Below are 26,057 nucleotides of genomic sequence, written 5' to 3'. Positions count from 1 at the left end.
TTACTTTCTTGTTTTTTTCAGGATAAAAACAAAGTATGAAAGTATTGTAACAAGGAATAACAATATCGTTCCCGCCAATAACAATTGTAACCAAAGAATAACATTATGTATTTCTCCGAACAATTTAACCACTAAAATTTCGGAGAAGATGAAGAAAAAGGTTAGAAGTCCTATGAACAGGCCAAAATGATTAAGGGCAATTTTCTTGTGGGGCATAGTACTGTTCAGTTTAATACTGCTAAGGATGAATGCTGATATAGCGGGTAAAATCCAGCCCAAACTAAATTCACCTAAAGGAAAACTGGTTAAATAATACGGCATAAGTTCCTTGAGATCAACACTCCCTAAAAAATCGGGAACGCTAAATAGAATAGTGGCCGCAATTACCCAACGGAAAACCTTGACTGAAGCCCACTTGTCCGGGAGCACATTCAGGATGATCAATACAATGGTAATGGGGTAAATAAACATTAATGCCGGCAAGGCAACGGCAATAATATAACCCACGTTAAATTGGCCCATTAAAACTCCAAGGATACAACCTATTATAGCTGTGATGGTATAGGCGATTTGTGATTCGTTAAAACGTCCTTTGATAAAATCAGCTGTTCCTGTAATGATTCCGACAGCCGTTGTAAAACAGGCCAAGCTTACCAAAACACTCAACAGAAGTGCAGCTGTGTTTCCCCAAGTTTTTTGGCTGATACCACTAAGCAGTGCGGTTCGAGAAATTTCAGGATCAAAAGAATCACCGAAGAGAGATCCTGTTAAGATCAAGCCTGTATAAATAAGGAACAGTCCCAGACCAGCAAACCATCCGGCTCTGGCGATAAGACCTTTTTTGACTTCATAAGAAGCCTGCTTATCCTTTAGGTTAATAGAAATGATAATTACCCCACCCACAACTACCGCACCGATGGCATCAAAGGTTTGATAGCCCTCCAAGATTCCGGCTGTAAAGGAGTTATTGAATTGGGAAATTCCGAAATCGAAATCCAAACCAAAAATGGCAGCTCCCATAATCAACACCAAGACAATCAAAATTCCAGGCGTCAAAAATTTGCCCACTAAGTCCAAAATCTTGGAACGGTTGACCACAAAGATGTAGACCAACACAAAATAGATGATACTGGTCAACAGGGAAGAGGAATCCCAAATGGGCTGTATTGCCATTTCATGGGTAACCGACGCTGTTCTTGGCGAAGGCAAGCTAATAGAAATGGCGTACACAATATAACAATAGACCAAACTGAATGTAGGAGATACCTTTTTTGCAAAGTCGAACATGGTGCCCTGCAATTTGGCATGGGCGAGAATTCCCAGAATTGGAATGAGAACTGCCGATAGACAAAACCCTAGGGCAACCACCCACCATAAGTCTCCGGACTTAAAACCAAGGAGCGGGGGAAGAATAAGATTGCCTGCGCCAAAAAAAAGGGAGAATAGCGCAAAAGCGGTTACGGCAACAGTTTTTTTGTTCATAAAGTGTTAATAATTTTTTGTTAAAATAAATCAAATAATTATATTTCGAACAAGTAAGTCAACGGCGGAAAGTCACTTTTTATCGATATGTGTGTATTTCATCGAAAAAAAACTTTTTCAGATAGTTTCATGAAATAAAAAGTTATCAACAGCCGTTGCAGTAATAAATGTCTAATCTAAAACATTAGAAGTATAAAATAGAATTACAGTAAAATGTTACCGCATTTTTCGATCCCCAAATCGTTTGAATGCCCCCAAACAAAACCAACTTATGAAGACTTCCTCCTCCCACTCACATGGCAACAAATTTTCTTCTTTCTTCTGCAACATATTTGGACACCATTATGTAGTTTCCAAAAAGGTTACAGAACACATCAAAGAGTACAAATGCCTGCATTGTCAAAAAGAAGTGACCACAGATGCTAGTGGCAAACTTTCTGCTTTGACCCCACAGCGACAGGACATTAATAGTACTTTGGCAGATATGTATCGCAAAAGACGTAATAGACAAGTTCCCCAAGTGGCGTAGTAAGCGCCACGCTTTTAAAAAATTTCAAGGGTTATCCCGGAAATTAAGTAAGCAACTCGTTCAGTGCAGTCGCGTGCCCCAAGACCGTCTTTCGAGTGTTGCCCTTGTTTTCGGGATTTTTTATTTGTTGAATGAACTCCAACCTTGGGCGGTCAACGCAATTTTTGTATTGGCTCTTGTAATCAAATGGGGTCCCTCTTCTTTTGAGGTCATATGACCAATTACCGTTAGGTTGGGATTGGCTTTGATCTTTGGGAAATCGGCTTGATCAATGGTGAAGAGTAATTCGTAATCCTCCCCGCCACTCAGGGCTATTGTTGTGGAATCCATTTTAAACTCTTCAGCAGTGGAAATCACTGTGGGATCCAATGGAATTTTATCCTCAAAAAGATTACAGCCGGTTTCGCTTTGTTCGCAAAGGTGCAGAATCTCGGAAGAAAGTCCATCACTGATATCAATCATTGCGGTTGGTTTTACCTCCAGTTTGTCCAATAGTTCCACGATGTCTTTTCGAGCTTCGGGCTTTAACTGCCTTTCTATAATATAAGAATAGGGATCAAGATCGGGTTGACTGTTGGGGTTTACCTTGAACACCTCTTTTTCACGCTCCAAAACCTGAAGACCCAAGTAGGCACCTCCCAAATCTCCGGTTACCACCAATAGATCATTGGCTTTGGCCCCTGAGCGATAAACCAAATCATCCTCATTGGCCACACCAATTGCCGTTACGCTGATCAACATCCCCTTGGTGGATGAGGTAGTATCACCACCTACTAAATCCACCTGGTACATTTTACAGGCCTGTGCTACCCCAGCGTAAAATTCTTCAAGGGCCTCCAAGGGAAATCGGTTGGAAACAGCAAGCGAAACTGTAATCTGCGTTGCGGTGGCGTTCATGGCATAGATATCAGAAAGATTGACCATGACGGCCTTATAGCCTAAATGTTTTAAGGGCATATAACTTAAATCAAAGTGTACTCCCTCAACCAAAAGATCAGTGGACACAATGGTTTTTTGATCCTTAAAATCCAGAACAGCGGCATCATCCCCCACACCTTTTAAAGATGAAGCTTGGGTCAATTCAAAGTGTTGGGTGAGATGTTTTATCAATCCAAATTCACCCAATTGCTCTAAGGTGGTTCGCTGCGAATTCTTGTTTTCTAGCATTTTGCAAAAGTAAATAGGATAATTATAAAATGGTATCTTTAAATTAAACTTAAAATTGCTTTGAAATGGTAAAACCTCACTTTACCATCCTTTTGGTTTTCATTATTCTATCCTGTTCCAGTGATGATGGCTTTGTTTCTCCCATAGATAATGGAGGAAACAATGGCGGCAACAATGGCGGAGGTAATACAATGGATATTGGAAACGGGGATGTAACACGCGGGGCCACACCTTGCGAAAGTGGAATGGCGGCAATTTATCCCTGCGACGGGTACGATTTGCTATTCCATATGGATTTGAGTTCCTTGAGCGCAGGTTCCGGAAATGACATTTGGGGATGGACAGATACCGAAAACAATAGGGAGTATGCGTTGGTTGGTCTAAACAATGGTACTGCTTTTGTGGATATCACCGATACCTCCAATCCAATTTATATTGGAAAAATGCCAACGGCAACAGACAATAGTACTTGGAGAGATGTAAAAGTATATAACAACCATGCTTTTGTGGTTTCGGAAGCCCCTGGCCATGGGATGCAGATTTTTGATTTGACCAGACTCCGGAATGTTCAGAGCCCACCACAAGTTTTGACGGCAGATGCCCGCTACACAGGAATCGGGAATGCGCATAATATTGTCATCAATGAAGAAATGGGCTTTGCCTATCCCGTAGGAACCGCCCGCAACGATGCCTTTAACGGGGGGGTTCATTTTATAAGTGTTCAAAGCCCTACCAGTCCGTCTGGGGTTGGCGGATACGGTGCCAATGGATACACCCATGATGCACAGGTGGTCACCTATCAAGGGCCGGACACGGACTACACCGGTCAAGAGATTTTTATTGGGGCCAATGAAAACCAAATTGCCATAGTTGATATTACCAACAAGTCTAATCCAACAGAGATATCAACCTTATCCTATAGCAACTTGGGCTATACCCATCAGGGATGGTTTACGGAGGACCACCGTTACTTTATTTTAGGCGATGAGTTGGACGAGCCAGATTTTGGGTTCAATTCCCGAACCCTCATTTTTGATTTTTCCGATTTGGACAACCCAACTTTGCATACCACCTATTTGGGACCCACAGGGGCCATTGACCACAATGGCTATGTTTTGGGAGATGAGTTTTTCTTGGCCAATTATTCAGCTGGACTAAGAGTTCTCGACATTTCAGATATTGAAAATGAGAATATTTCGGAAAAAGCTTTTTTTGACACCCACCCATCCAACAATATTGCAGGATTTGATGGGGTTTGGAGTGTATATCCATTTTTTGAAAGCGGTAAAATAATTATCAGTGATACGGGTGGCGGTCTCTTTGTCATCCAAAAGTCCAACTAAAGCTGCACCATGAAAAAGTTAGTAGGAATGTTGGTGTTGGCCTTGGTATGGTCTTGCCTCAGTGACGATTCGCAAACAAGTCTTCCATTACAGCGAACCTTTGAGGGAGAGATGGATTGGATGATAAGTTTTGGTGGTAGTGGGGAGGACACCGCGCAATCCGTGATTCAAACTTCAGATGGCGGTTATGCGGTTTTAGGTTATAGCAACAGCATGGATGGGGATTTAGCAGGAAAATCCACCAACGTTAATGACTACTGGTTGTTAAAGTTGGATGATGAAGGAAATCTCAGCTGGAGCAAAACCTACGGAGGAACCAAAGATGACAGGGGGCAATCCGTGATTCAAACCAGGGATGGAGGCTATGCCATTGTGGGATATGCTATGAGCGATGATGGAGATGGGAGCAATAACGAAGGGTTCCATGATAACTGGATTTTGAAATTGGACAATTCCGGAAACATTCTTTGGGAAAAAAGCTTTGGATTTTCTGGTCACGATCATTCCTATGATGTAGTGGAGACTGCGGATGGCGGATTCTTTTTTTCAGGTTTTTTGGATGTGACTTCCTCCGGAGGAGCAGGGAATGAAGGCAAAGGCAGTTATCTCACTCGGCATGGGGTTGGAGAGTTTTGGGGAACCAAGTTGGATGCACAAGGTAATCTGGAATGGCGAAGATATTTTGGGGGTACCAACAATGACCGTTCCTATGGCGTGGTTCAAGCGGACGATGGCGGTTTTGTTTTGGCCGGAGCTTCGGAAAGTGATGATTTTGACATTACCAATCCCAAAGGAAGCTATGATTTTTGGGTGCTCAAAGTGAGCAATCAGGGAGAATTGCTTTGGCAACAGTCCTTTGGTGGAACAGGCATTGACAAGGCCTATGGTATAGCCAAAACTTTGGATGGGGCTTATGTAGTTACAGGAAACACTTTCAGTACGGACACGGATATATCGAGAAACAATGGAGAGTCTGATGTGTGGTTGATCAAGGTAAGTGATACTGGCGCATTGATTTGGGAAAGGGCGTATGGAGGAACCGCCTTTGATGCGGCTCAGTCAGTGAGCGTAAGCACTGAAGGGGGAATACTCATTGCCGGTAACTCCAAAAGCACGGACGGAGATACGGTAGAAAACCAGGGTGAAAACGATCTTTGGATCATCAAAACGGATGCCTCTGGGAATATCGAATACCAGCAAACTTTTGGGGGTTCCGGAATCGATTTTGGTTTTGATGTAGTGGAGAACCGCGACGGCAGTTTGGTTCTTGTTGGCGAAAGCGCCAGTGATGACTTCCCAGGCCTTGTATCCAAAGGACTTAGCGACCTTGTGGTCATAAAAATAAAATAACTTCCCTGTTCCATAGATAACCCCTATTCCAGCATTCGTTATTATAATGTTAGGAACTATGGTAAAACCCTACTAAACACCTATATTTGTACGCTATTTAGAATAAATCCAAAGTAGAATGATAAAAGTTTCGGAAACAGCCAAACAAAAGGTAGTTAGCTTGATGACGGAAGAAGGCTTTGATGCTTCCACGGATTTTGTCCGTGTTGGAGTAAAAAGTGGAGGTTGTAGTGGATTGTCCTATGAACTGAATTTTGATAAGTCTGCCGCGGAAAACGATAAAGTTTTTGAGGATAATGCGGTGCGTATCATCGTAGATAAAAAGAGCTTTCTATACTTAGTGGGCACCACGCTGGAATATTCCGGGGGACTCAACGGTAAAGGCTTTGTCTTCAACAACCCCAACGCCCAAAGAACATGTGGGTGCGGAGAAAGCTTTTCTCTCTAATTGAACATTGTTAATTGTCCATTGCTCATTGGCTAAATGTAAAGTATGGCTTATACAGAGGAAGAATTAAAGAAAGAACTGGAAACCAAGGAGTACGAATATGGTTTCTATACAGATATTGAATCGGATACCTTTCCCAAGGGATTGAGCGAGGACATTGTTATTGCCATTTCCCAGAAGAAACAGGAACCAGAGTGGATGACCGAATGGCGTCTGGAAGCGTTTCGATTTTGGAAGGAGATGGAAGAACCGGAGTGGGCCAACGTGAAATACGAAAAGCCTAATTTTCAGGATATTTCCTATTACTCCGCGCCCAACAAAAAACCCAAGTACAATAGCTTGGATGAGGTAGATCCAGAATTGTTGGACACCTTCAAACGGTTGGGAATTTCTTTGGATGAACAGAAAAAATTGGCCGGCGTTGCGGTGGATATTGTCATGGACTCTGTTTCCGTGGCTACCACCTTCAAAAAAACCTTGGCAGAAAAAGGGATTATCTTTTGTTCCATTTCTGAAGCGATCCAGGACCATCCGGAATTGGTTAAAAAATATATCGGTACCGTGGTACCCCAAAAAGATAACTTTTATGCAGCCCTAAACTCGGCGGTCTTTTCTGATGGATCTTTCTGTTATATCCCAAAAGGAGTAAGATGTCCCATGGAACTTTCCACGTATTTTAGGATCAACCAAGCAGGAACAGGTCAGTTTGAAAGAACTTTAGTGATTGCTGACGAAGGAAGCTATGTGAGTTATTTGGAAGGCTGTACTGCGCCTTCCCGTGATGAAAATCAATTGCATGCGGCCGTGGTTGAGCTTATTGCTCTGGATGATGCGGAAATTAAATATTCAACGGTTCAAAATTGGTACCCTGGTGATAAAGAAGGCAAGGGTGGAGTATTCAACTTTGTGACCAAAAGGGGAATTTGCGAGGAAAACGCAAAAATTTCTTGGACACAGGTAGAAACGGGATCGGCAGTAACCTGGAAATATCCATCCTGTGTACTGAAAGGCGACAATTCCATCGGAGAGTTTTATTCCATTGCGGTAACGAACAATTACCAGCAAGCGGATACGGGAACCAAAATGATCCACTTAGGAAAAAACACCAAGAGTACCATTATTTCCAAAGGAATTTCTGCTGGGCAATCCCAAAACAGTTATCGCGGTTTGGTACAAGTGAATAGCAGGGCTGAAAATGCCAGAAATTTTTCCCAATGTGACTCGCTTTTGATGGGTAATCGCTGCGGCGCACATACTTTCCCATATATCGAAACAAAAAATAAATCGGCACAAATAGAGCATGAGGCCACAACCAGTAAAATTGGGGAGGACCAGATTTTCTATTGCAATCAAAGAGGGATTGATACGGAAAAGGCCATAGCCTTGATCGTTAACGGATTTAGCAAGGAGGTTTTGAACAAGCTTCCCATGGAGTTCGCCGTGGAAGCCCAAAAATTATTGGAAATAAGCCTTGAAGGCTCAGTAGGATAGCCTCGACTCCGCTCAGCTACCTATCAGGGTGATTGAGCGTAGCCGAAATCAAATAATTCAAACAAAGAAGACAATTTTTGAAAATGCTAGAGATAAAGAATTTACACGCGAGCGTAGGGGACAAAAAAATCCTAAATGGAATCAACCTTCAGGTGAATCCAGGAGAGGTTCATGCCATTATGGGGCCCAATGGTTCCGGGAAAAGTACCTTGGCTTCGGTAATTGCAGGTAAAGAAGAATTTGAGGTTAAAAAAGGAAGCATTGCTTTGGAAGGTGAAGATTTGGAAGAGTTGGCTCCTGAAGAAAGAGCACACAAAGGAATTTTTCTTTCTTTCCAATATCCGGTTGAAATTCCAGGAGTTTCCGTGACCAACTTCATGAAAACGGCCATCAATGAATCCAGAAAAGCAAGAGGTTTGGAGGATATGCCTGCCAACCAGATGCTAAAACTGATTCGTGAAAAATCCGAGATGTTGGAAATAGATCGCAAGTTTTTGTCTCGTTCCTTGAACGAAGGTTTTTCAGGAGGGGAGAAAAAACGAAATGAGATTTTCCAAATGGCAATGATGGAGCCTAAGCTGGCCATCCTGGATGAAACGGATTCCGGATTGGATATTGATGCACTTAGGATTGTGGCCAATGGGGTGAACAAGTTGCGTGGTGGAGAGAATGCCATCATTGTGATTACCCACTACCAAAGATTGCTGGAATATATTGTCCCTGACTTTGTGCACGTATTGCACGATGGTAAAATTGTAAAATCGGGCACCAAGGAATTGGCTCTGGAATTGGAGGAAAAAGGGTACGACTGGATAAAGCAAGAGACGGTTGTTTAAAACAGATATGAGATTTCAGATGTCAGATATCAGAAATTGACAAACTGATAACTGGTAATTGATAATTGATAAAGAATGGATTTAAAAGATAAATTACTTTCTTCATTTATAGCCTTTGAGAACAACGTGGATTTGGATAATCCGATTCACGAAGTGCGATCAGAGGCCATCAAGAATTTTGAGGAAAAAGGGTTTCCTTCCAAAAAAGAAGAAGCTTGGAAGTATACTTCCTTGAACAATCTTCAAAAGGTAGACTTCAGTGTATTTCCAAAACAGGAAAATACGTTGGAGTACAGAGACATCAAAAAGTATTTCCTTCATGAGATAGATACTTACAAGATTGTTTTTATAGATGGTGTCTATAGCTCGTACCTTTCTGAGACCACACATGATGGGGTAGATGTCTGTTTGATGAGTGCCGCCTTCAACAAGCCCATGTACAAACAGATCATTGAACTTTATTTTAATAAAGTGGCCTCTAAAGATGAGTCGTTGACCACTTTGAACACGGCTTTTAGTCGAGAAGGCGCCTATATCTATATCCCAAAGAACAAAGCGCCAAGAAAACCCATTCAGATTATTCACTTTGCAACCGGAAACGAAGCGGCATTGATGCTCCAGCCTCGAAACCTGATCATAGCTGAAGAAAATGCAGAGGTACAGATCATCGAACGTCATCAAAGCTTAACAGGAAATGAAGTTTTTACGAATTCAGTGACCGAAATCTATGCGGCAAAGGATGCCATTGTAGATTTTTATAAGGTTCAAAACGATGCAAAAACCGCCTCATTGGTTGATAATACTTATATCTCCCAGAAAGATAATAGTGTGGTACGGGTGCATACGTTTTCCTTTGGCGGAAAAATGACGCGTAACAATCTTAATTTTTATCAAAACGGGGAGCGGATTGATTCTACCTTAAAAGGGGTGACCATTCTGGGCGAAAAGCAACATGTGGATCATCACACCTTGGTGCACCATGCACAGCCCAATTGTGAAAGCCATCAGGATTATAAAGGTATTTTTGGTGAAAAATCCACTGGGGTTTTCAATGGGAAGATCATTGTGGATCAAATTGCCCAAAAGACCAACGCTTTTCAACAGAACAACAACATTTTGCTCAGCGATAAGGCCACGATCAATACAAAACCCCAATTGGAGATTTTTGCGGATGACGTAAAATGCTCTCACGGTTGTACCATTGGCCAGTTGGATGAAGATGCGCTGTTCTATCTGCAATCCAGAGGAATTCCGAAGAAGGAGGCAACTGCCTTGTTGATGTATGCCTTTGCCAACAATGTGTTGGAAAGTGTACGGATTCCCGAGCTGAAAAAGCGAATCAATAAGATTATAGCGAACACCTTGGGAGTACGCGTTGGATTTGATCTGTAATCTATGTTGGAAGTAGGTTTAGATATCCAAAAAATCAGAAAGGATTTCCCCATTCTTCAGAGAGAGGTGAACGGAAAACCCTTGGTGTATTTGGACAATGCGGCTACCTCCCAGACTCCGCAACAAGTCATTGATGTTATCGTGGATTACTACCACAGGTACAATGCCAATATCCATCGTGGGGTACATACACTGTCGCAAGAAGCTACGGATGCGTACGAGGCTGCCCGGGGGACAATCCAAAAACATTTCAATATTGCCAAAGCCCATGAGGTAATCCTAACATCCGGAACAACTCATAGCATCAATCTGGTAGCCAGCGGATTTACTTCATTGTTGAAGGAAGGAGATGAGATCTTGGTTTCGGCCATGGAGCACCACTCCAATATTGTGCCTTGGCAAATGTTGTGCGAAAGAACCGGAGGGGTGTTGAAGGTCATTCCCATGAATGAAAATGGGGAGTTGGTGATGACCGAATTTCACAACTTGCTTTCGGATAAGACTAAACTGGTGTTTTGCAACCATGTTTCCAACGCTTTAGGAACCGTAAACCCTATTGCCGAAATTATTGAAGCTTCCCACAAAGCGGGTGCTGCTGTTCTAGTTGATGGCGCTCAGGCTGCCGCTCATATCAAAGCCGATATGCAAGCTTTGGATGTGGATTTCTACACCGCATCGGCCCATAAAATGTGTGGCCCAACTGGGGTTGGGATGCTCTATGGTAAGGAAGAGTGGCTTACAAAATTACCCCCCTATCAAGGCGGGGGCGAAATGATTGCCGAGGTGACTTTTGAAAAGACTACCTATGCCGATTTACCGCATAAATTTGAAGCCGGTACGCCGAATATTTGTGGCGGGATTGCATTTGGTGCAGCATTGGACTATCTGAACGGCATTGGGATGGAAACCATTGTCCAATATGAGGAAGAATTGCTCAACTATGCCACGGAACAGTTGCTGGCCATTGACGTACTAAAGATTTATGGTACTGCGGAACATAAAACCTCCGTGATTTCATTCAATATTGAAGGCATCCACCCTTATGATATAGGGACTATCTTGGATAAATTGGGCATCGCAGTCCGAACCGGACACCATTGTGCGCAGCCCATCATGGACTTTTATGGTATTCCAGGAACCGTAAGGGCCAGCTTTAGCTTTTACAATACCAAGGAAGAAGTGGATGTGCTTGTAGCGGGTGTTAAACGGGCCAGAAATATGCTGCTCTAGCCTAAAGTTATCTTTATCTTAAAGGTTTGATAAGCAAGTGCCCGAATTGTACTTTTGAATAAAACGAATAAATGACCATAGCAGAAATACAGGAAGAAATTGTTGACGAGTTTTCCATGTTTGATGATTGGATGCAGCGGTACGAGTACATGATTGAACTGGGCAAATCCCTTCCATTGATCGAGGAGCAATACAAAACCGAGGACAATATCATCAAAGGCTGCCAAAGCAAGGTATGGGTACATGCCGAACTGGACGATGAGAAATTGGTGTTTACCGCGGACAGCGATGCCATAATCACTAAAGGAATCATTGCCATTTTGATTCGGGCATTTAGCAACCAAAGGCCACAGGATATTATTGATGCCAATACGGAATTTATTGATGAGATTGGTCTTAAGGAACATTTATCGCCCACACGGGCCAATGGTTTGGTAAGCATGATCAAGCAGTTGAAGTTATATGCGGTGGCCTATCAGACACAATTGAATTGAGTTTAGAAGGTTAAGGGTTTAGGAGTTTATAGGCCTTCTAAACCAGTAAACATCTAAACACCTAAACTAAAAAAATGAGCGCAGAAACCACTATAGATACCCAAGAACTCGGAGAGAAAATCGTTGGGGTATTGAAGACCATTTATGATCCAGAAATTCCAGTGGACATTTACGAACTGGGATTGATCTATGATGTGTTCGTCAACGAGGATTACGATGTGAAAATCCTTATGACCTTAACCACGCCCAATTGCCCAGTGGCAGAAACATTGCCGGTTGAGGTAGAAGAAAAAGTAAAATCCTTGGATATCCTGAAAGATGTTGAGGTGGAGATTACTTTTGACCCCCCTTGGACCCAAGACTTGATGAGTGAGGAGGCGAAGTTGGAGTTGGGGTTATTGTAAATTATTAGACATCAGACATCAGGTATCAGACATCAGGTATCTGAGTTCTGAGTTCTGAGTTCCAAAAAAGAGTAACAAATTAGAATCAAATATTGATATCATAACCTCGGATATCCTAAATGGTAAAAACTATTATGGATAAGGGGTTTGAACAGTTGGTTTCTTGGCAAAGAGCCAGAAAACTAAATAAGGAAATTTACAGATTGACTAGTGGAAGTTCCTTTTCATGGGATTTTGCTTTGCGAGACTAAATAAGAAGGGCATCCATTTCGGTTTCTTCGAATATAGCGGAAGGTTTTGGGAGAAAATCGAAAAAGGAGTTCATTTACTTTTTAAATGTTGCCAAAGCTTCATGTTACGAAGTAAAATCACAATTGTATTTGGCTATCGATGCTAATTATGTGTCTGCAAGGGATTTTGAAAAGACGTATGCCATTTGTGAAGAAGTATCCAAAACGATTTATGGGCTGATCAAGCATTTGGAAAACAAGAATTAACTTTATGTCTCAGATGACAGAGGTCAGAAATCAGACTTTATAACTCTGAACACGGAAATCTGAATACTGACAACTGAAATCCGAGCACTGAATTCTGACAACCGTTAAGAGATGGAAGAAATAAAAAACAGAGTAGCGGAAAGCAAACTGATCACCTTTGACCTTGAGAATCTCTACCAAGAAGGTCGCAGGGAAGTTGTGGATATCAAAGACTGGCTATACGAAGGATTTATTCTCCGGGAAAAAGAGTTTAGGACTCACTTGGATGAACAAGATTGGTCCCAATATCTGGATAGTTATGTGGCTTTGACCTGCTCCACAGATGCCATTGTACCTAGTTGGGCGTTTATGTTGGTAACCTCCAAACTTGCCCCCTTAGCTAAAAAAGTGGTGGTGGGCGATTTGGAAACTTTGGAAACTGCACTTTACCAAGAGCAACTCCTCCAATTGGACTTGGAACCTTTTAAGGAAAAACCTGTGATCATTAAAGGATGCTCCAACAAACCCGTACCCGAAAATGCCTATATAATGGCCATGACCCAAATACAGCAGGTGGCCAAAAGCGTAATGTATGGAGAGGCTTGTTCGGCGGTACCCTTATATAAAAGAAAATAAAAAAGCCGCCTTTTAGTTGGCGGCCTTTACTCTTAAATTACTGAACATCTATTGCATAAGCAATCCCACTTTCTTCCTCGCTTGTTAAATACTTGGGCACATTATCTACCCAAATAGTTGCTTTATCGCCGAGGTAATAGCCTGCCACATAAACAATACCGTTTTTTTCACAAATATCATAGGCAAAGGAACTTGTGACTGGGTCATTTCCTAAATTTATGAGCTCCTCATTGTTTCCTGTTTTCCATAACGTAGCGTCCCAGTGAGACTGTTGATGTAACTGTCCCGCTATAAGGATATCTCCGTTTGCAGCAGTTATGACATCATTGGCAATTCCATTAGTCTCTGCAAGTGGGAATGCCATACCATTTCCTTCCCATGCAACAGGAATTGACGGAGATTCTCCTCCTTCACTGCCTATACCTGCGACTAAAGTGGTTGCATTTTTTACCGTAACGCCAAAAGCCATGTTTAATGGGTAGTTCGATTCAAGTTGCTGGGTTGAAGTATTTTCTTGCGTAGGATTAACCCATAGTACCGCATTACTTGAATCTTCCAACTGATTGGGGAATATAGCTCCGGTTACGTATGTATTGGAGTCTTGATCTTTGAAGATGGAGCTGGCAATCGAAAACTCGTCGCTTAATTGTTTAGGCAATTGATCAGATGCCCATAACATGGCATAATCTCCATTTTGACCAACTACCATATATCCATTGTTATTAACAATTAATGAGCTAACGTGGGCGGAGAACTCACCATTGGAGAGTTTTTTTTCAGTTATTTTCTCCCCCGCTACCTCCCACAAAACGGCAACAAAATTTTCTCCTTCAAGCATGATTCCCCCAACGTATATTTTTTCTTTATAATATTTAACATCAAGAGCTTGACCATAGAAAATTTGATTTAGCAGGGTTAAATTCCCGTTGACCCATAAAGCTGCCCTAGGTGATCCATTTATACGATACTCACCTACAACAAATTCACTTGGGTCTACGGTTACATCCACCTCGGCGATAAACTCTTTATCGTTGGATATAATTGTTGCCACAACTGTTGTTTCTCCAGACTGTAGAGCGGTTAGGTTACTACCATTTTCAACTTTAACTATGTTAGGGTTGTTTGAAGTATAGGAGATGGAAGAACCCTCCGGAAAGTCTTCCCAATTGGTGATTTCAGGGAATTCAGCGGTGTCCAAAGTGTACATTTCCAAATAGTTCTCAGCAAGTTCAATGGAAAGCTCATCGGTCACGGTGAAGTCACTACTACTTTTGACCTCCTCACTATCAATGGTCACGGAAATTTTTCCGGTTTCGGCACCATCTGGCACTGTAATATATAGTTCTGTGCCAGCAGTATTGGCTCCTGTGATGGAGGCCGCAGTTCCTCGAATGGCCGCGGAAGCATTTTGGTTTGTGAGCTTGGTCCCTTTAACGGTAACCTCGGTCCCGACTGGGCCGCTTGTTGGGGTAAAACTGGCAATGGTATGGGACTCCTCAACAGGTGGGGTAGAATCATCGTCTTTTTTGCAGGCGATCACAACAATTCCTATCAAAAGTAGCATTGAAACGAAGTAGACAATCTTTTTCATTTTTTTTGGATTTTAGGTTAAAGGGGGCAAGAAAGTTGAAAACGGGCAAAAAGGGCGGGGCCAATTGACGGATGCCTTGTTTGGATTGATGGATGGGGGTTTTGGGTTAACGGGTAAAGGGCTAAAGGTGAAAGGTTGAGGGAGCGAATTGAAAATGGAATGTTGTTCTTTGGTTATCAGTTATCAGTTATCAGTTATCAGTTATCAGTTGGCAGTTGACAGCTATCAGCTTTATCCAGCATCCAGCATCGAGCGACAAACACCAAACATCGGTCATCGAGCTTTATTACATGAACTTGTTTTTCCGAGAGCCAAGGGTGAATTTGAATGAGAAAATGCGGCTTGATGGAATTTGGTATTTGAATTTTGATCACCAGACACCAGACACCAGACATCAGACAACAATCATTGAACTTGAGCTTGAACTTTAATCTTAATTCCAAGATTCTATGTGACCTTTTATATTTTTGCGGTTCTAAGCATTAAACTCCATACTATGAAAAAAATAATCTTTACCGTAATCTGCTTAACAGGGCTTTTTGCAACTGCCCAAACCGCTAAGGAAATCAAAGCCGAAATGACCCCGAAGAAAGATTCCATTGCTGCTATCCAAGGGCGGGTGGATGCGCTACAAGCCCAATTGGATGCCCTGCCGGGATGGAAAGTTGGTGCCTTTGGAACTATTGGCGGAAGTTTGTCCAACTTTAACAACTGGTTCGCACAAGGTCTCCCCAATAACAGTTCTGGGACCATTGGGTTTACCGTAAATGCCTTTGCCAACCAACAGGAAGAAAAGTTCTTTTGGCGCAACGCGGCCAACATCAATCTAAGTTGGGTAAAACTGGACGATAAAGATGACCCCACCGATGACGATGGATTCCGTGAAGCTACGGATGTGTTCAACATCTCATCGCTTTATGGTAGGAAACTTAATGACAAATTTGCGGTTTCGGGATTAGGGGAATACCGAACCACTATCCTTAGCAATTTTAATGACCCAGGTTATTTGGATTTGGGTGTTGGGGGAACCTGGACACCTATCACTGATCTTGTAGTGGTCATCCATCCGCTTAACTACAACTTTGTGTTTAGCAATGAGGACACAATTTTCAACTCATCACTTGGAGCGAAGATTGTGGCGGACTATACCAAGAAATTGGGTGCCGTTAGCTTTAAGACCAATTTGTCCATGTTCCAAAGTTATGAGAGTGGGAATTTAAGCAACTGGACCTGGACCAACTCATTTGCCTATACCTTATGGAAGGTCATCGGGGTTGGGTTTGATTTTGGGTTACGAAACAACAAACAGGAGACGCTCAACTATATAGTGAATAATGCTCCAACACCAAACCCCACAGCGACTTTTGACACGATCGACAATGAATTGCAAACCTATTGGACATTCGGGTTGAGCTATTCCTTTTAAGCTAAATCAATGTCAGTTCGAGTGTCCCGAATGAAATTCGGGATATATCGAGAACTGGGTGCAACGATATACTCCTTAGGAGGTTTAAATTAATAGTTTGCCGGACCGGTGTTTTGGTTGACACAAATTTCTAAAATGGTCGCGAATAATTTTTAGGTTATTGGAGACTAAGTTTTGAAAGGTTGATTTGACACGAACCTGCCTGCCGGCAGGCAGGTTTCACGAATTGGCTCGAAGGATTATCACAATCAAAAAAGCCCTCAAATTTGAGGGCTTTTTTGTGGGGTTAATCTACAATTTGGGGTGTTTTGTGTACCAAGGTCTAAGTAGGTTAAGCTTATGGAAGACCGGTTGTAACACTAACACTTAAAAACATTATGAAAGTAGCTTATCTGTTGTTTGTGCCTAAACTTTTGTTGTGAACAATCCAAAAGTTGTGGTGGAAAAAGTTAAGGTTTACACTTCATCGGTAAACTATGCAACTCGTCCTAATTCATTACAAGGAACAACATTTCCTAAAGGGTAAAATTTTGTCGATGTATTCACTGTTTGTTATGATTTGAAACTACTGTATTAGCATACTCTTTAATTTTCAGACATCTTGGGTTGTGAATAACTACCTTAAAAAAGGTACCTTTAAAAGCATAATATTTTGGAGATGAAACAATTAGCTCTCCCCCTTCTATTAATTTTCAATACCCTCTTGTTTTCGCAATCAAAAATTGATAGCCTGCAACAAGCCTTAGATCATGCCGCTCATGATACCCTGAAAGTGAAACTGCTTCACCAACTTTACTTTGAGTATGAAAACAGAGAGCCCGAAAAGGCAAGAAAGGCCGCAACCAATGCACTAGAACTAAGTTCTCGCTTGCCAAAGGGAAAATGGCAGTCCAAAAGTTCCGTGATTTACGGCGATTACCTCTATTCGCAATCCAGTTTTGACTCAGCGATAACCATGTACAAAAGAGCTAGGAAGTTGGCTCAGGCAATTAGTTGGGCCCAAGGTGAATCTGATGCACTTTTCGGTTTAGGAAACACATATTATCGCAAGGGCAATTTTGAAAAGGCCAAAGAAAGTCATGAACAAAAACTAAAAATGGCCAAGGCCAGTGGCGATAAGGAGAGCCTTGCGGGTTCCTATAACAGCCTTGGTTTGATTTGTTCCGAACAGGGAGAAATGACCCAGGCCATGGAATATTTTGTCAACTCTTCCAAGATGTACCAAGAGATGGGACATTTAAAAAATTATTCCATTACATTAATGAGTATTGGAATGGCCCACCGCCAATTGGGCAACTATGAAAAATCAAAAGAGTATTACTTAAAAAGCGATAGCATAAGCACCATTTTAAAAAATGATCTTGGAAGAGCTTATGTGTACCATAATCTTGCCATCATAAACAAAAATACAGGTCACCTGGAAGAAGCCACGCTTTATAATAACAAGGGACTTGAGCTTTTTGCAAAGCTGGGTGACCGGAAAAAAGTAGGGGAACTCCATTACAACCAGGGCAGTATTTTTTTGGAAATGAAAACCTATAAAAATGCAGCAGAAGCGTATAAAAGATCCCTTGAAATTTCCAAGGCCACCAATGATTCCATGATGATTGCTTTTTCCAACTGCGCTATGGGTCAGGCTTTTCTGTTTTTGAACGACTTTAAAAATGCGGAGAACCATTTGCAGCAGTCTGCGGAAATTTCAGAGCAGATTGGTCTATTTCCCATAGAAATGGACTCCCATGAATTTCTCTCGGAGGTGTATCAGAAAAAGGGAGATTTTACCAAAGCGTACCATAGCAGAACAAAGTATGCTATCTTAAAGGATAGTCTTTTTACTAGGGAAAAACGGGAATTGGCCAATGAAATTGAGGCCAAATATCAGAATGAGGAAAAGACCAAAGAAATTGCATTGTTGGAATCGGAACAAAAACTGCAGACCCTTCAACTCACCCAACGGGTCAATGAGCGTAATGCCATCATCGCATTTGCAATTATTCTCCTGCTATTGGCGGCCTTGCTCTACAACCAGTATCGGATCAAACAAAAGACCAACAGGGAACTTAGGGCACTGGACGAGTTAAAGTCGAATTTCTTTGCAAACATCTCCCATGAATTTAGAACTCCTCTAACCCTGATTAAAGGTCCTATAGAGCAATTGGAACAGAATCCCAGCAAGGGACTTGGGATGGAAAGTATCAAGATGATCCGCCGAAACACCAATAGGGTGTTGCAGTTGGTAAACCAGTTGCTGGACCTATCCAAGATTGACAAAGGAAGTTTGCAATTGGAACGCGCTGAAGGTGAAGTATATAAATGTTTGAGAGGGGCGGCCTCCTCTTTTAGCTCCCATGCCGCCCAGCGAAGAATTGACTATAAAGTACACATTCCACATGAAGTTTATTGGGCCTCCTTTGATCGGGACAAATTGGAGAAAATTGTATATAACCTTTTAGGCAATGCCTTTAAATTTAGTGATGACGGCGGTACCATTTCGTTTGCTGCGAGTTATGGGAACAATGAATTACGAATTGTTGTTTCCGATACTGGAAAGGGAATACCTGAAGATAAGCTGCCCTTTATTTTTGACCGTTTTTACCAAGTGCAACAGGAGGCAACCAGGGAACATGAAGGTTCAGGAATAGGACTTTCGCTATCAAAAGAGCTGGTAGCCCTAATGGATGGTACCATCACTGCCTCCAGTGAAATTAACAAAGGCACCACTTTCACGGTTGCACTTCCCATTCAAAAAATAAAGACTGGAACCCTCACTAGCGTACCTGATTCCAAAACCAAGCAAAATGACATCCTAGCTAAAAAACCGTTCATCTTGGAACGGACGAAAGCTGTGGGTTTACCCAATTTGCTCTTGGTTGAGGATAACCCAGATATGTCCTACTTTATCAAGGAACATCTTCAGGAACTTTATCACGTGGTAGAGGCCAAAAATGGAAAACTGGGGTTGAAGGCTGCCAAACAGAATCCACCAGATCTAATTATTACTGATGTGATGATGCCGGAAATGGATGGGGTGGAATTTTGTCAGGCTGTAAAATCTAATTTTGACACAAGTCATGTGCCTGTGATAATGTTAACCGCAAAGGCGGGGATAGAGAATAAGATTGAAGGCCTGGAAATGGGAGCGGACGACTACCTAACCAAACCTTTTGAGTCTAAAGAGTTACTGGCCCGGATAAAAAATCTAATAGAACAGCGTAGAAAACTTAGAGAGCGTTTTACACAAAGAGAGACGGCTATTGACCCCAAAGAAATAGCGGTTACTCCTATTGATCGAAAATTCTTGGAAGGACTGCTTGAGCTTTTGGAACGAGAATTTTCCGATTCCAATTTTGGTGTTCGTGAAATGCAATCCGAGCTTGCCTTAAGCAAAACGCAGCTCCACAGAAAGTTGAAAGCACTTACCGGAGAATCTCCTGGGGAAGTGATACGAAACTTCAGATTAAAAAGAGCGGCCCAACTCCTTTCAAGAAACGCGGATACAGTTACCCAAATAGCCTACGCTGTCGGCTTTAACAACCTTTCTTATTTTGCCAAGTGCTTCAAGGAGCTTTATGGAGTTACACCCTCGGCTTATTAGTATATTTTGACGGTAATGGGACCTAGGTGTTATCATTTGGAACCTCACATATAGCAAACCCCAAGGTTGGAATCTAGTTTTGGATTGTAAAATGTTCCTCAAATTTTATAATCCAAAATATGAGCTATGTATGTACAAGATTACCATACTTTTTGGGGAACCATAAAGTACAATTTGCAAGGGATATTGATTTCCCTTTTGATTATGATACTGCTTTCCTGTAGTAGTGGAAATGATTCCCAAGACCCAAACCCAATCCCAGAGAATCCAGGTTCGGTTTCGGGCATTGTAGAAGATGAAGATGGCCAGGTTTATCCAGGGGCCGAGTTAAATTTGACCAAAGGAGATGAGACTACAACTGCCTTTACCAACTCGGAAGGGAGATTTTTGATAAAAGCCAAATCCAATGGCCCCCATAACCTTTCATTAAAATTGCCATTGTCCACAGAAGCGGTAAATGCTGATATGGTTTCAGTCAATATTACCGAAGACACTGAATCGAATGCAGATTTTGTAATTCAACCTCAAGCAGTAACTGCCCATTTAAATTTTGGCAGTGTGCAGTTACTGGAAGAGATAGTGGACGAAAACGGAAATACCCCAACCGCCTCCAATGAACCTTTGTATGCCGCAAATATTTTTGATGCCCCGCTGGGGATGCTTACGGCGATTACAGCTCCTGATGACCATCACGTAACTCTATCGGAATTTAAAAAAGCCAATGGTGAAATATTGGTGTATTGTGATGGGGACAGTGCTACGCTCCAAATCATGTTGGAGGGAATGATTCCGGATGGCACCTATACATTTTGGTTGGCCTATTTGAACAAGCCCAGAAAGGTTGGCGAGAACATTGATTTTATGAATGATTTTGTCAACCTCACCAACCCACCTGTGGGTGCTTCCAATGGAACAGAGAATATAGCTGTTGCGGACGCTTCTGGAGTGATTGATGTGGTCCTAGAACATGATTCTTGTATTCTTACCGATGAGCCTGCCCTTGTGATTCCGATTTTATACCACATTAATGGAAAAACATTTGGTGGGGGCCATGTTCCCGACCCGGAAGAGATGGTACATATGCTAGCTTACTTCCAATAATTCAAATGTATACGAACACTTAAATTTTAAAACGATGAAAACAGCAAAAAATATTTTGATTTACACAGGTATGCTACTCTTCTTATTGGGTTGTAGCAAAGACGATGAAGGATCAGGGTCCACCATTACCGCAAACGCACAGACTTTTGAAGTAAATGGAGTCAATAATTGCAGCACATCCAGCGGAAGCGGCAGCACATTTGTGATGACCATCCCGTATACTTCTTCGGATGGAGTCAGCATTGAACGGCTTCAAATTACAACCAAGGTATCCGGAGGTGACACCGAAAGCAAAACCAACACTCAATTCACAGATAACGGGAACAGCATTGTTTGGGCTTCTTGTTTCAGGTTTGGTTCTCAGGATTGGGTCGAATACGAAGTGCGACTGGAAGGGAGTGGAGGTTCGTCAAGCAACCCCACGTCTGTAAGGATAAATAAACCAAACGGAGCAGACTAATACTGATCTAAATGTTCTGGGTATAAAAAGTTGTTATAAGGAAAACGGGTTACGTGGATGTCTCTAACTTCATCGTACACCCGTTTTCTAAACTCGTCTAAATTTTCCTTGTTCAACGCGGAAATAAAAAGGGCGCGATCACCAATCTTACTGAACCACGTTTTTTTCCATTCCTCTATAGTAAAGTGCGCCTTGGTCTTTTCTGTGACCAAATCGTCATCTTCGATGACTTCGGCTTCGTATTGATCAATTTTGTTGAAGACCATAATGGTCTTTTTATCTGCACTTTTAATCTCATCCAAGATTTTATTGACAGAGGCAATATGTTCTTCAAAATTGGGATGGGAGATGTCCACAACATGTAAGAGCAAATCGGCTTCTCGAACTTCGTCCAAAGTACTCTTAAAGCTTTCTACTAATTGGGTGGGGAGTTTTCGGATAAAACCAACGGTATCGCTCAACAAAAAAGGAAGATTGCCAATGACCACTTTCCTAACAGTGGTATCCAATGTTGCAAACAGCTTGTTCTCCGCAAAAACATCACTCTTGCTGATGACGTTCATTAGGGTAGACTTGCCCACATTGGTATAGCCCACCAAAGCCACTCTTACCAAAGCCCCGCGGTTGCCTCTTTGGGTTTCCATTTGGCGGTCTATTTTGGTGAGCTTTTTCTTTAACAACGCAATTCGATCGCGAACAATACGTCTATCTGTTTCAATTTCCGTTTCCCCAGGACCACGCATACCAATACCCCCACGTTGACGTTCCAAGTGGGTCCAAAGACCGGTCAAACGCGGAAGGAGATATTCATACTGTGCCAGCTCCACCTGAGTTCGCGCATAGCTTGTTTTGGCACGTTGGGCAAAAATGTCCAGAATCAAACTGGTTCGATCTAGGATTTTGCACTTGAGGATTTTTTCAATATTATTCTGCTGTGCTGGAGAAAGCTCATCATCAAAAATGACAGAACCTATTTCATTTTCCTTGACATAGCGCTGAACCTCTTCCATTTTACCACTACCAATGTATGTCTTTGGATTGGGCACTTCAATGCGCTGAGTAAACCTTTGGGTCACCTCACCCCCGGCCGTGTAGGTCAAGAATTCCAATTCATCCAAATACTCTTTAACCTTGGTATCATTCTGATCCTTATTGATTACTCCAATAAGTACCGCCTTTTCATAATCTATGGCTTTCTTTTCTAGCATGAATTCGATTAAAGTGCAAATCTAATCAATGTTTTGGAAGCTGATTTTTGTACTTTGTGTTTTTGAAAGAATATCGAAATTAATTCCATAGACATTGACACATAGGGAAGACCAGTTTACCATCGCTTTTTACAATCTCGAAAATTTCTTCGATACCCATGACGACCCCCACACCTTGGATGACGATTTTACTCCTGATGGAAGAAAGGAATGGAGTGAATCGAGGTTTCGGAAAAAGTCCAAGAAGCTTGGTAGGACCATTGCATTGATGGGAAAAGATTACAGTTCCGTACCGCCGGTATTGGTTGGGGTGGCCGAAGTGGAGAACAAAATCGCGCTGGATGCTATTCTTGGAACAAAATCGCTCAAGGAAGTGGATTATGATTATGTCCACTTTGATTCTCCGGATGAGCGAGGAATTGACACGGGATTGGTCTATCATAAAGACCATTTCAAAGTCCTGGATGCTGAGATTATTCCGTTACTGATTTCCAATGGTAATGGGGATAGGGATTACACCCGTGATATTTTATATGTGCATGGAAGGTTAAATGAGGAGGAGATCCATGTCTTTGTAAACCATTGGCCCTCAAGAAGGGATGGAGCAGATAAAACGGAGTACAAGCGAATCAAAGCTGCGGAAACCGTTTTGAACAAAATCAATAGTTTGGAAAGCGAGAATCCCAATATAATTGTCATGGGGGATTTTAACGATGACCCCAATTCCAAGAGTATTCAAACCCTTATGGACTCCGGATTGTTTGTCAATCCCATGCAGCACTTATTGTCGCCTGCTACGGGAAGTGCCAATTATAAAGGGGAATGGAGTTTGTTTGATCAAATTTTGGTTTCCCATAGTTTTTTGAACTACCAAAAAGGAACCCATAGTTTTAAAAAGGCCAAAATATTTGCACCAAAATTTTTAAAGGAATGGAAAGGAAAATACAAAGGCAATCCGTTCCGGACTTATGTGGGCAAAAAATACCTTGGGGGGTATAGTGACCACTTTCCCGTTTATGTGGTGCTAAAGGAAAATCGATAAAAATAAAAAGAAAGAAAATTACTACACAACAGTTTTTAGTTGTTTCACAACACTCATTTCTAAAAAGCCGTGTAGTTCATCGAAATAAAAGGGGTTTTCACCGATGAATCCATAGTCAAAATTAATTTTGTAGTCCTAATCTTACTTAAATCATATTATGGACGGCAAAAAATCTACTTGGGCAAAAGGGCTTTTTACCTCCGCTTTTATTCTTCTATTTTCTTTTTATATAGGATATGGCCAGACAACCGATCAGCAGCAATTTATCCGTTCCACCTACAATCAAAGTGAGATGACTTCCTTTATTTCAGAATTGAAAAAGGAATACAATACCAAAGAAGTTAAACTAAACCAATTGAAAACGGCCAAAGGATGGAAATTGGTAGAAAAGCAAAAGGATGGGTCCGTAGTATCCCTCCAGGACATCGGAACAGATGGCACACCCATATTTTATACCACTCTGAACGATCCAACGCGTCAAACCTCACGTGCGCACACCTTATATAGCAACGGACTTTTGGATTTGGGTTTGGATGGTACCGGAATGACCGTTGGGGTCTGGGATGCAGGGGTTAGTCTGACCACACACCAAGAGTTTAAAGGGAGGGCGATGAATGGAGATGCAACTGAAGAAGTGGACGCACATGCCACAATGGTGACAGGAAATTTGATCTCATCTGGGATCAAACCCAATGCCAAGGGAGTGGCCTATCAGGCGGAAGCTATCTCACATAACTGGACAAGAGATAAAATTGAAGTGGCAGAAGCTGCCATGAACGGGCTTTTGATGAGCAATCACTCCTATGGAATTAAGTCCGATAGGGTACCTGATTGGTACTTTGGAGCCTATATCAGGGTTTCCCAGGATTGGGATAAAATCATGTATAATGCACCCTACTACTTGATGGTTACTGCCGCAGGAAACGCCCAAAAATCCTATGATAACGAAAGTCCCATTTATGGAAAGACCGCAGATGGGTACGATTTGTTGCTGGGTTTTGCTACCTCCAAAAATGGGCTTGTGGTGGCCGGCGCCAATACTGAGATTGGAAGCAAAGGAGAACTTAAAAATGTGAAAGTGGCAGCCTACAGCAGTTTGGGGCCTATTGATGATGGACGGGTGAAGCCAGATTTAGCCGGGGATGGATCATCCATACTTTCTGCCTCTTCGGAGAGTAATACAAGCTATAATACTTCCTTTGGAACTTCCATGGCTGCACCTGGGGTAAGCGGTTCGTTGCTTTTGCTTCAACAATATCATGGAGAATTGTTCGGTAGTTATATGAAGGCTGCAACATTGAAAGGCCTGGCCTTGCACACAGCAGATGATGTGGAGACCAAAGGACCCGACTATAAAATGGGCTGGGGGGTTATGAATGCCAAAACCGCGGCGGAATTACTTCAAAACAGGGAATATAGTAGCTTGGTTGAGGAAGAAAGTCTTTCTGATGGCGAAACTTTTTCCATGACCATTGATGCCAAGAAAGGAGAAACCTTAATGGCTTCCATAAGCTGGACCGATCCAGAAGGGGAATACATCAATAGGGGAGAGATGAACAATGGGACTGCTGCTTTGACCAATGACTTGGACATCCGAATTTCCAAAGATGGAAAAACATTTTTGCCTTGGAAACTGAATCCAACTAGAGCTGCTGAAGCTGCGACCCAAGGCGATAATCTTGTGGACCCGTACGAGCGAATTGAAATTCCAAACGCCCAAGGGACCTATACCATCACTGTTTCCCATAAAGGAAGTTTAGTAAACGATTTTCAAGATTTTTCCTTGATTTTGTCAGGGGTGAAAGCTTCGCTTTGCGAGACCTCTGTTCCTGCGGGATTGGATTTATTCTTGTCCCATACAGATGGAGTTACCGTGGGATGGGAAGATGCTGAGGAAACCTTGTTCGAACTTCAATACAAGACCTATAGCGAAAATGAGTGGCAGTCCCAATTATTATGGGAAAACAGCACTGATCTTTCCAATTTGATCACAGGACAGGTTTATCAGGTAAGGCTACGTTCCATTTGTACCGAAAGCGCTGTTTCTGATTTTTCGGATGAAATACAATTTGAGTTTAAGGGCGAAGAAACGGAATTGTTCACCTACGAACGATTATCGTATGGGGAAGAACTTTCCATAACCGTATTTCCGAATCCGGCCATAAACCAAATTGCCGTGGATGCCAAACTTTCGGAAGATGCCATGTATTCCATAATTACCACATCGGGAAATACTATTAAATCGGGGAAAGCCAGAGGCCCTATTGACGTTTCGTGTTTAGCCTCCGGATTGTATGTTTTGATGGTGGAAGACCATGCAGGGATGCGAACTACAAAATTCTATAAAAGCTGACCC

Annotated in this window: 22 protein-coding genes; 18 read left to right on the top strand and 4 right to left on the bottom strand. The window is 42.1% G+C overall.

Features of this window, described 5'->3' with window-relative positions; translation table 11 throughout:
* Complete coding sequence (gene brnQ / locus FGG15_RS12295; protein WP_138836643.1) at window positions 1-1,482, bottom strand: branched-chain amino acid transport system II carrier protein; 1,482 nt, start codon at window positions 1,480-1,482, stop codon at window positions 1-3.
* Window positions 1,483-1,753: 271 nt separating this feature from the next.
* On the opposite strand from brnQ, the gene FGG15_RS12290 reads away from it, so the two are divergent.
* Complete coding sequence (locus FGG15_RS12290; RefSeq protein ID WP_138836640.1) at window positions 1,754-2,011, top strand: hypothetical protein; 258 nt, start codon at window positions 1,754-1,756, stop codon at window positions 2,009-2,011.
* Window positions 2,012-2,131: 120 nt separating this feature from the next.
* On the opposite strand, the gene thiL is transcribed toward FGG15_RS12290, so the two are convergent.
* Entirely contained in the window at window positions 2,132-3,178 is a 1,047-nt protein-coding gene (gene thiL, locus FGG15_RS12285; RefSeq protein WP_138836638.1) for a thiamine-phosphate kinase, read from the bottom strand.
* 65 nt (window positions 3,179-3,243) lie between these two features.
* On the opposite strand from thiL, the gene FGG15_RS12280 reads away from it, so the two are divergent.
* The 11 genes from FGG15_RS12280 to FGG15_RS12230 all read left to right on the top strand — a co-directional run bounded on the left by FGG15_RS12280 (window position 3,244) and on the right by FGG15_RS12230 (window position 13,278).
* On the top strand, window positions 3,244-4,521 hold the full coding sequence (locus FGG15_RS12280) for a choice-of-anchor B family protein (RefSeq protein WP_138836636.1): 1,278 nt from the start codon (window positions 3,244-3,246) through the stop codon (window positions 4,519-4,521).
* A 9-nt stretch (window positions 4,522-4,530) separates the two neighbouring features.
* Entirely contained in the window at window positions 4,531-5,871 is a 1,341-nt protein-coding gene (locus tag FGG15_RS12275; protein ID WP_138836634.1) for a hypothetical protein, read from the top strand.
* 118 nt (window positions 5,872-5,989) lie between these two features.
* Entirely contained in the window at window positions 5,990-6,319 is a 330-nt protein-coding gene (locus tag FGG15_RS12270; protein ID WP_138836632.1) for a HesB/IscA family protein, read from the top strand.
* A 45-nt stretch (window positions 6,320-6,364) separates the two neighbouring features.
* A complete protein-coding gene (sufB, locus tag FGG15_RS12265) occupies window positions 6,365-7,810 on the top strand; it encodes a Fe-S cluster assembly protein SufB (protein ID WP_138836630.1) in 1,446 nt (481 codons plus the stop codon).
* An 83-nt stretch (window positions 7,811-7,893) separates the two neighbouring features.
* The gene (gene sufC, locus FGG15_RS12260) at window positions 7,894-8,646 is read left to right on the top strand and encodes a Fe-S cluster assembly ATPase SufC (RefSeq protein ID WP_138836628.1); all 753 of its coding nucleotides are present in this window, start codon (window positions 7,894-7,896) and stop codon (window positions 8,644-8,646) included.
* A gap of 75 nt (window positions 8,647-8,721) precedes the next feature.
* The gene (sufD, locus tag FGG15_RS12255; protein ID WP_138836626.1) at window positions 8,722-10,038 is read left to right on the top strand and encodes a Fe-S cluster assembly protein SufD; all 1,317 of its coding nucleotides are present in this window, start codon (window positions 8,722-8,724) and stop codon (window positions 10,036-10,038) included.
* Between the two features lie 3 nt (window positions 10,039-10,041).
* Entirely contained in the window at window positions 10,042-11,268 is a 1,227-nt protein-coding gene (locus FGG15_RS12250; protein WP_138836625.1) for an aminotransferase class V-fold PLP-dependent enzyme, read from the top strand.
* 71 nt (window positions 11,269-11,339) lie between these two features.
* On the top strand, window positions 11,340-11,762 hold the full coding sequence (locus FGG15_RS12245) for a SufE family protein (protein ID WP_138836623.1): 423 nt from the start codon (window positions 11,340-11,342) through the stop codon (window positions 11,760-11,762).
* Between the two features lie 74 nt (window positions 11,763-11,836).
* On the top strand, window positions 11,837-12,166 hold the full coding sequence (locus FGG15_RS12240; RefSeq protein ID WP_138836621.1) for a DUF59 domain-containing protein: 330 nt from the start codon (window positions 11,837-11,839) through the stop codon (window positions 12,164-12,166).
* A gap of 251 nt (window positions 12,167-12,417) precedes the next feature.
* Entirely contained in the window at window positions 12,418-12,663 is a 246-nt protein-coding gene (locus FGG15_RS20320; RefSeq protein WP_313790996.1) for a four helix bundle protein, read from the top strand.
* Between the two features lie 111 nt (window positions 12,664-12,774).
* Window positions 12,775-13,278 (top strand): DUF2480 family protein, encoded by a 504-nt coding sequence (locus FGG15_RS12230; protein ID WP_138836619.1) that lies wholly within the window; start codon window positions 12,775-12,777, stop codon window positions 13,276-13,278.
* Between the two features lie 37 nt (window positions 13,279-13,315).
* On the opposite strand, the gene FGG15_RS12225 is transcribed toward FGG15_RS12230, so the two are convergent.
* Entirely contained in the window at window positions 13,316-14,869 is a 1,554-nt protein-coding gene (locus FGG15_RS12225) for an IPT/TIG domain-containing protein (RefSeq protein WP_138836617.1), read from the bottom strand.
* 496 nt (window positions 14,870-15,365) lie between these two features.
* On the opposite strand from FGG15_RS12225, the gene FGG15_RS12215 reads away from it, so the two are divergent.
* The 4 genes from FGG15_RS12215 (at window position 15,366) to FGG15_RS12200 (ending at window position 21,451) form a co-directional block, all read left to right on the top strand.
* The gene (locus tag FGG15_RS12215) at window positions 15,366-16,295 is read left to right on the top strand and encodes a DUF3078 domain-containing protein (RefSeq protein ID WP_138836613.1); all 930 of its coding nucleotides are present in this window, start codon (window positions 15,366-15,368) and stop codon (window positions 16,293-16,295) included.
* Window positions 16,296-16,953: 658 nt separating this feature from the next.
* Window positions 16,954-19,890: a tetratricopeptide repeat protein gene (locus FGG15_RS12210; RefSeq protein WP_138836611.1), complete on the top strand. Its 2,937-nt coding sequence runs from the start codon at window positions 16,954-16,956 to the stop codon at window positions 19,888-19,890.
* 126 nt (window positions 19,891-20,016) lie between these two features.
* Window positions 20,017-20,991, top strand: a complete 975-nt coding sequence (locus FGG15_RS12205; RefSeq protein WP_138836608.1) for a carboxypeptidase-like regulatory domain-containing protein — start codon at window positions 20,017-20,019, stop codon at window positions 20,989-20,991.
* Window positions 20,992-21,025: 34 nt separating this feature from the next.
* Window positions 21,026-21,451 (top strand): hypothetical protein, encoded by a 426-nt coding sequence (locus tag FGG15_RS12200; protein WP_138836606.1) that lies wholly within the window; start codon window positions 21,026-21,028, stop codon window positions 21,449-21,451.
* Here the strand turns inward: FGG15_RS12200 and hflX are convergent.
* Entirely contained in the window at window positions 21,448-22,659 is a 1,212-nt protein-coding gene (gene hflX / locus FGG15_RS12195; protein WP_138836603.1) for a GTPase HflX, read from the bottom strand. The genes FGG15_RS12200 and hflX overlap by 4 nt on opposite strands.
* Before the next feature lie 94 nt (window positions 22,660-22,753).
* On the opposite strand from hflX, the gene FGG15_RS12190 reads away from it, so the two are divergent.
* Entirely contained in the window at window positions 22,754-23,701 is a 948-nt protein-coding gene (locus FGG15_RS12190) for an endonuclease/exonuclease/phosphatase family protein (RefSeq protein WP_138836601.1), read from the top strand.
* 157 nt (window positions 23,702-23,858) lie between these two features.
* The gene (locus tag FGG15_RS12185; protein WP_138836599.1) at window positions 23,859-26,054 is read left to right on the top strand and encodes a S8 family serine peptidase; all 2,196 of its coding nucleotides are present in this window, start codon (window positions 23,859-23,861) and stop codon (window positions 26,052-26,054) included.
* Window positions 26,055-26,057 lie beyond the last annotated feature (3 nt).

Origin of the sequence: Flagellimonas algicola (assembly GCF_005937185.1) — a bacterium.
In the GTDB taxonomy this organism is placed as follows: domain Bacteria; phylum Bacteroidota; class Bacteroidia; order Flavobacteriales; family Flavobacteriaceae; genus Flagellimonas; species Flagellimonas algicola.
The sequence above is the reverse complement of the archived record's forward strand: the minus strand, read 5'-3'. Positions and strand labels throughout refer to the sequence as shown.

What these genes read in the sequence shown, in the direction of transcription:
- brnQ (WP_138836643.1), bottom strand. Translation starts at nt 1,482, where the DNA reads ATGAACAAAAAAACTGTTGCCGTAACCGCTTTTGCGCTATTCTCCCTT.
- FGG15_RS12210 (WP_138836611.1), top strand. Translation starts at nt 16,954, where the DNA reads ATGAAACAATTAGCTCTCCCCCTTCTATTAATTTTCAATACCCTCTTG.
- FGG15_RS12270 (WP_138836632.1), top strand. Translation starts at nt 5,990, where the DNA reads ATGATAAAAGTTTCGGAAACAGCCAAACAAAAGGTAGTTAGCTTGATG.
- FGG15_RS12280 (WP_138836636.1), top strand. Translation starts at nt 3,244, where the DNA reads ATGGTAAAACCTCACTTTACCATCCTTTTGGTTTTCATTATTCTATCC.
- FGG15_RS12185 (WP_138836599.1), top strand. Translation starts at nt 23,859, where the DNA reads ATGGACGGCAAAAAATCTACTTGGGCAAAAGGGCTTTTTACCTCCGCT.
- FGG15_RS12205 (WP_138836608.1), top strand. Translation starts at nt 20,017, where the DNA reads ATGTATGTACAAGATTACCATACTTTTTGGGGAACCATAAAGTACAAT.
- sufB (WP_138836630.1), top strand. Translation starts at nt 6,365, where the DNA reads ATGGCTTATACAGAGGAAGAATTAAAGAAAGAACTGGAAACCAAGGAG.
- FGG15_RS12245 (WP_138836623.1), top strand. Translation starts at nt 11,340, where the DNA reads ATGACCATAGCAGAAATACAGGAAGAAATTGTTGACGAGTTTTCCATG.
- sufC (WP_138836628.1), top strand. Translation starts at nt 7,894, where the DNA reads ATGCTAGAGATAAAGAATTTACACGCGAGCGTAGGGGACAAAAAAATC.
- hflX (WP_138836603.1), bottom strand. Translation starts at nt 22,659, where the DNA reads ATGCTAGAAAAGAAAGCCATAGATTATGAAAAGGCGGTACTTATTGGA.
- thiL (WP_138836638.1), bottom strand. Translation starts at nt 3,178, where the DNA reads ATGCTAGAAAACAAGAATTCGCAGCGAACCACCTTAGAGCAATTGGGT.
- sufD (WP_138836626.1), top strand. Translation starts at nt 8,722, where the DNA reads ATGGATTTAAAAGATAAATTACTTTCTTCATTTATAGCCTTTGAGAAC.
- FGG15_RS12240 (WP_138836621.1), top strand. Translation starts at nt 11,837, where the DNA reads ATGAGCGCAGAAACCACTATAGATACCCAAGAACTCGGAGAGAAAATC.
- FGG15_RS12215 (WP_138836613.1), top strand. Translation starts at nt 15,366, where the DNA reads ATGAAAAAAATAATCTTTACCGTAATCTGCTTAACAGGGCTTTTTGCA.
- FGG15_RS12200 (WP_138836606.1), top strand. Translation starts at nt 21,026, where the DNA reads ATGAAAACAGCAAAAAATATTTTGATTTACACAGGTATGCTACTCTTC.
- FGG15_RS12225 (WP_138836617.1), bottom strand. Translation starts at nt 14,869, where the DNA reads ATGAAAAAGATTGTCTACTTCGTTTCAATGCTACTTTTGATAGGAATT.
- FGG15_RS12250 (WP_138836625.1), top strand. Translation starts at nt 10,042, where the DNA reads ATGTTGGAAGTAGGTTTAGATATCCAAAAAATCAGAAAGGATTTCCCC.
- FGG15_RS12230 (WP_138836619.1), top strand. Translation starts at nt 12,775, where the DNA reads ATGGAAGAAATAAAAAACAGAGTAGCGGAAAGCAAACTGATCACCTTT.
- FGG15_RS12290 (WP_138836640.1), top strand. Translation starts at nt 1,754, where the DNA reads ATGAAGACTTCCTCCTCCCACTCACATGGCAACAAATTTTCTTCTTTC.
- FGG15_RS12275 (WP_138836634.1), top strand. Translation starts at nt 4,531, where the DNA reads ATGAAAAAGTTAGTAGGAATGTTGGTGTTGGCCTTGGTATGGTCTTGC.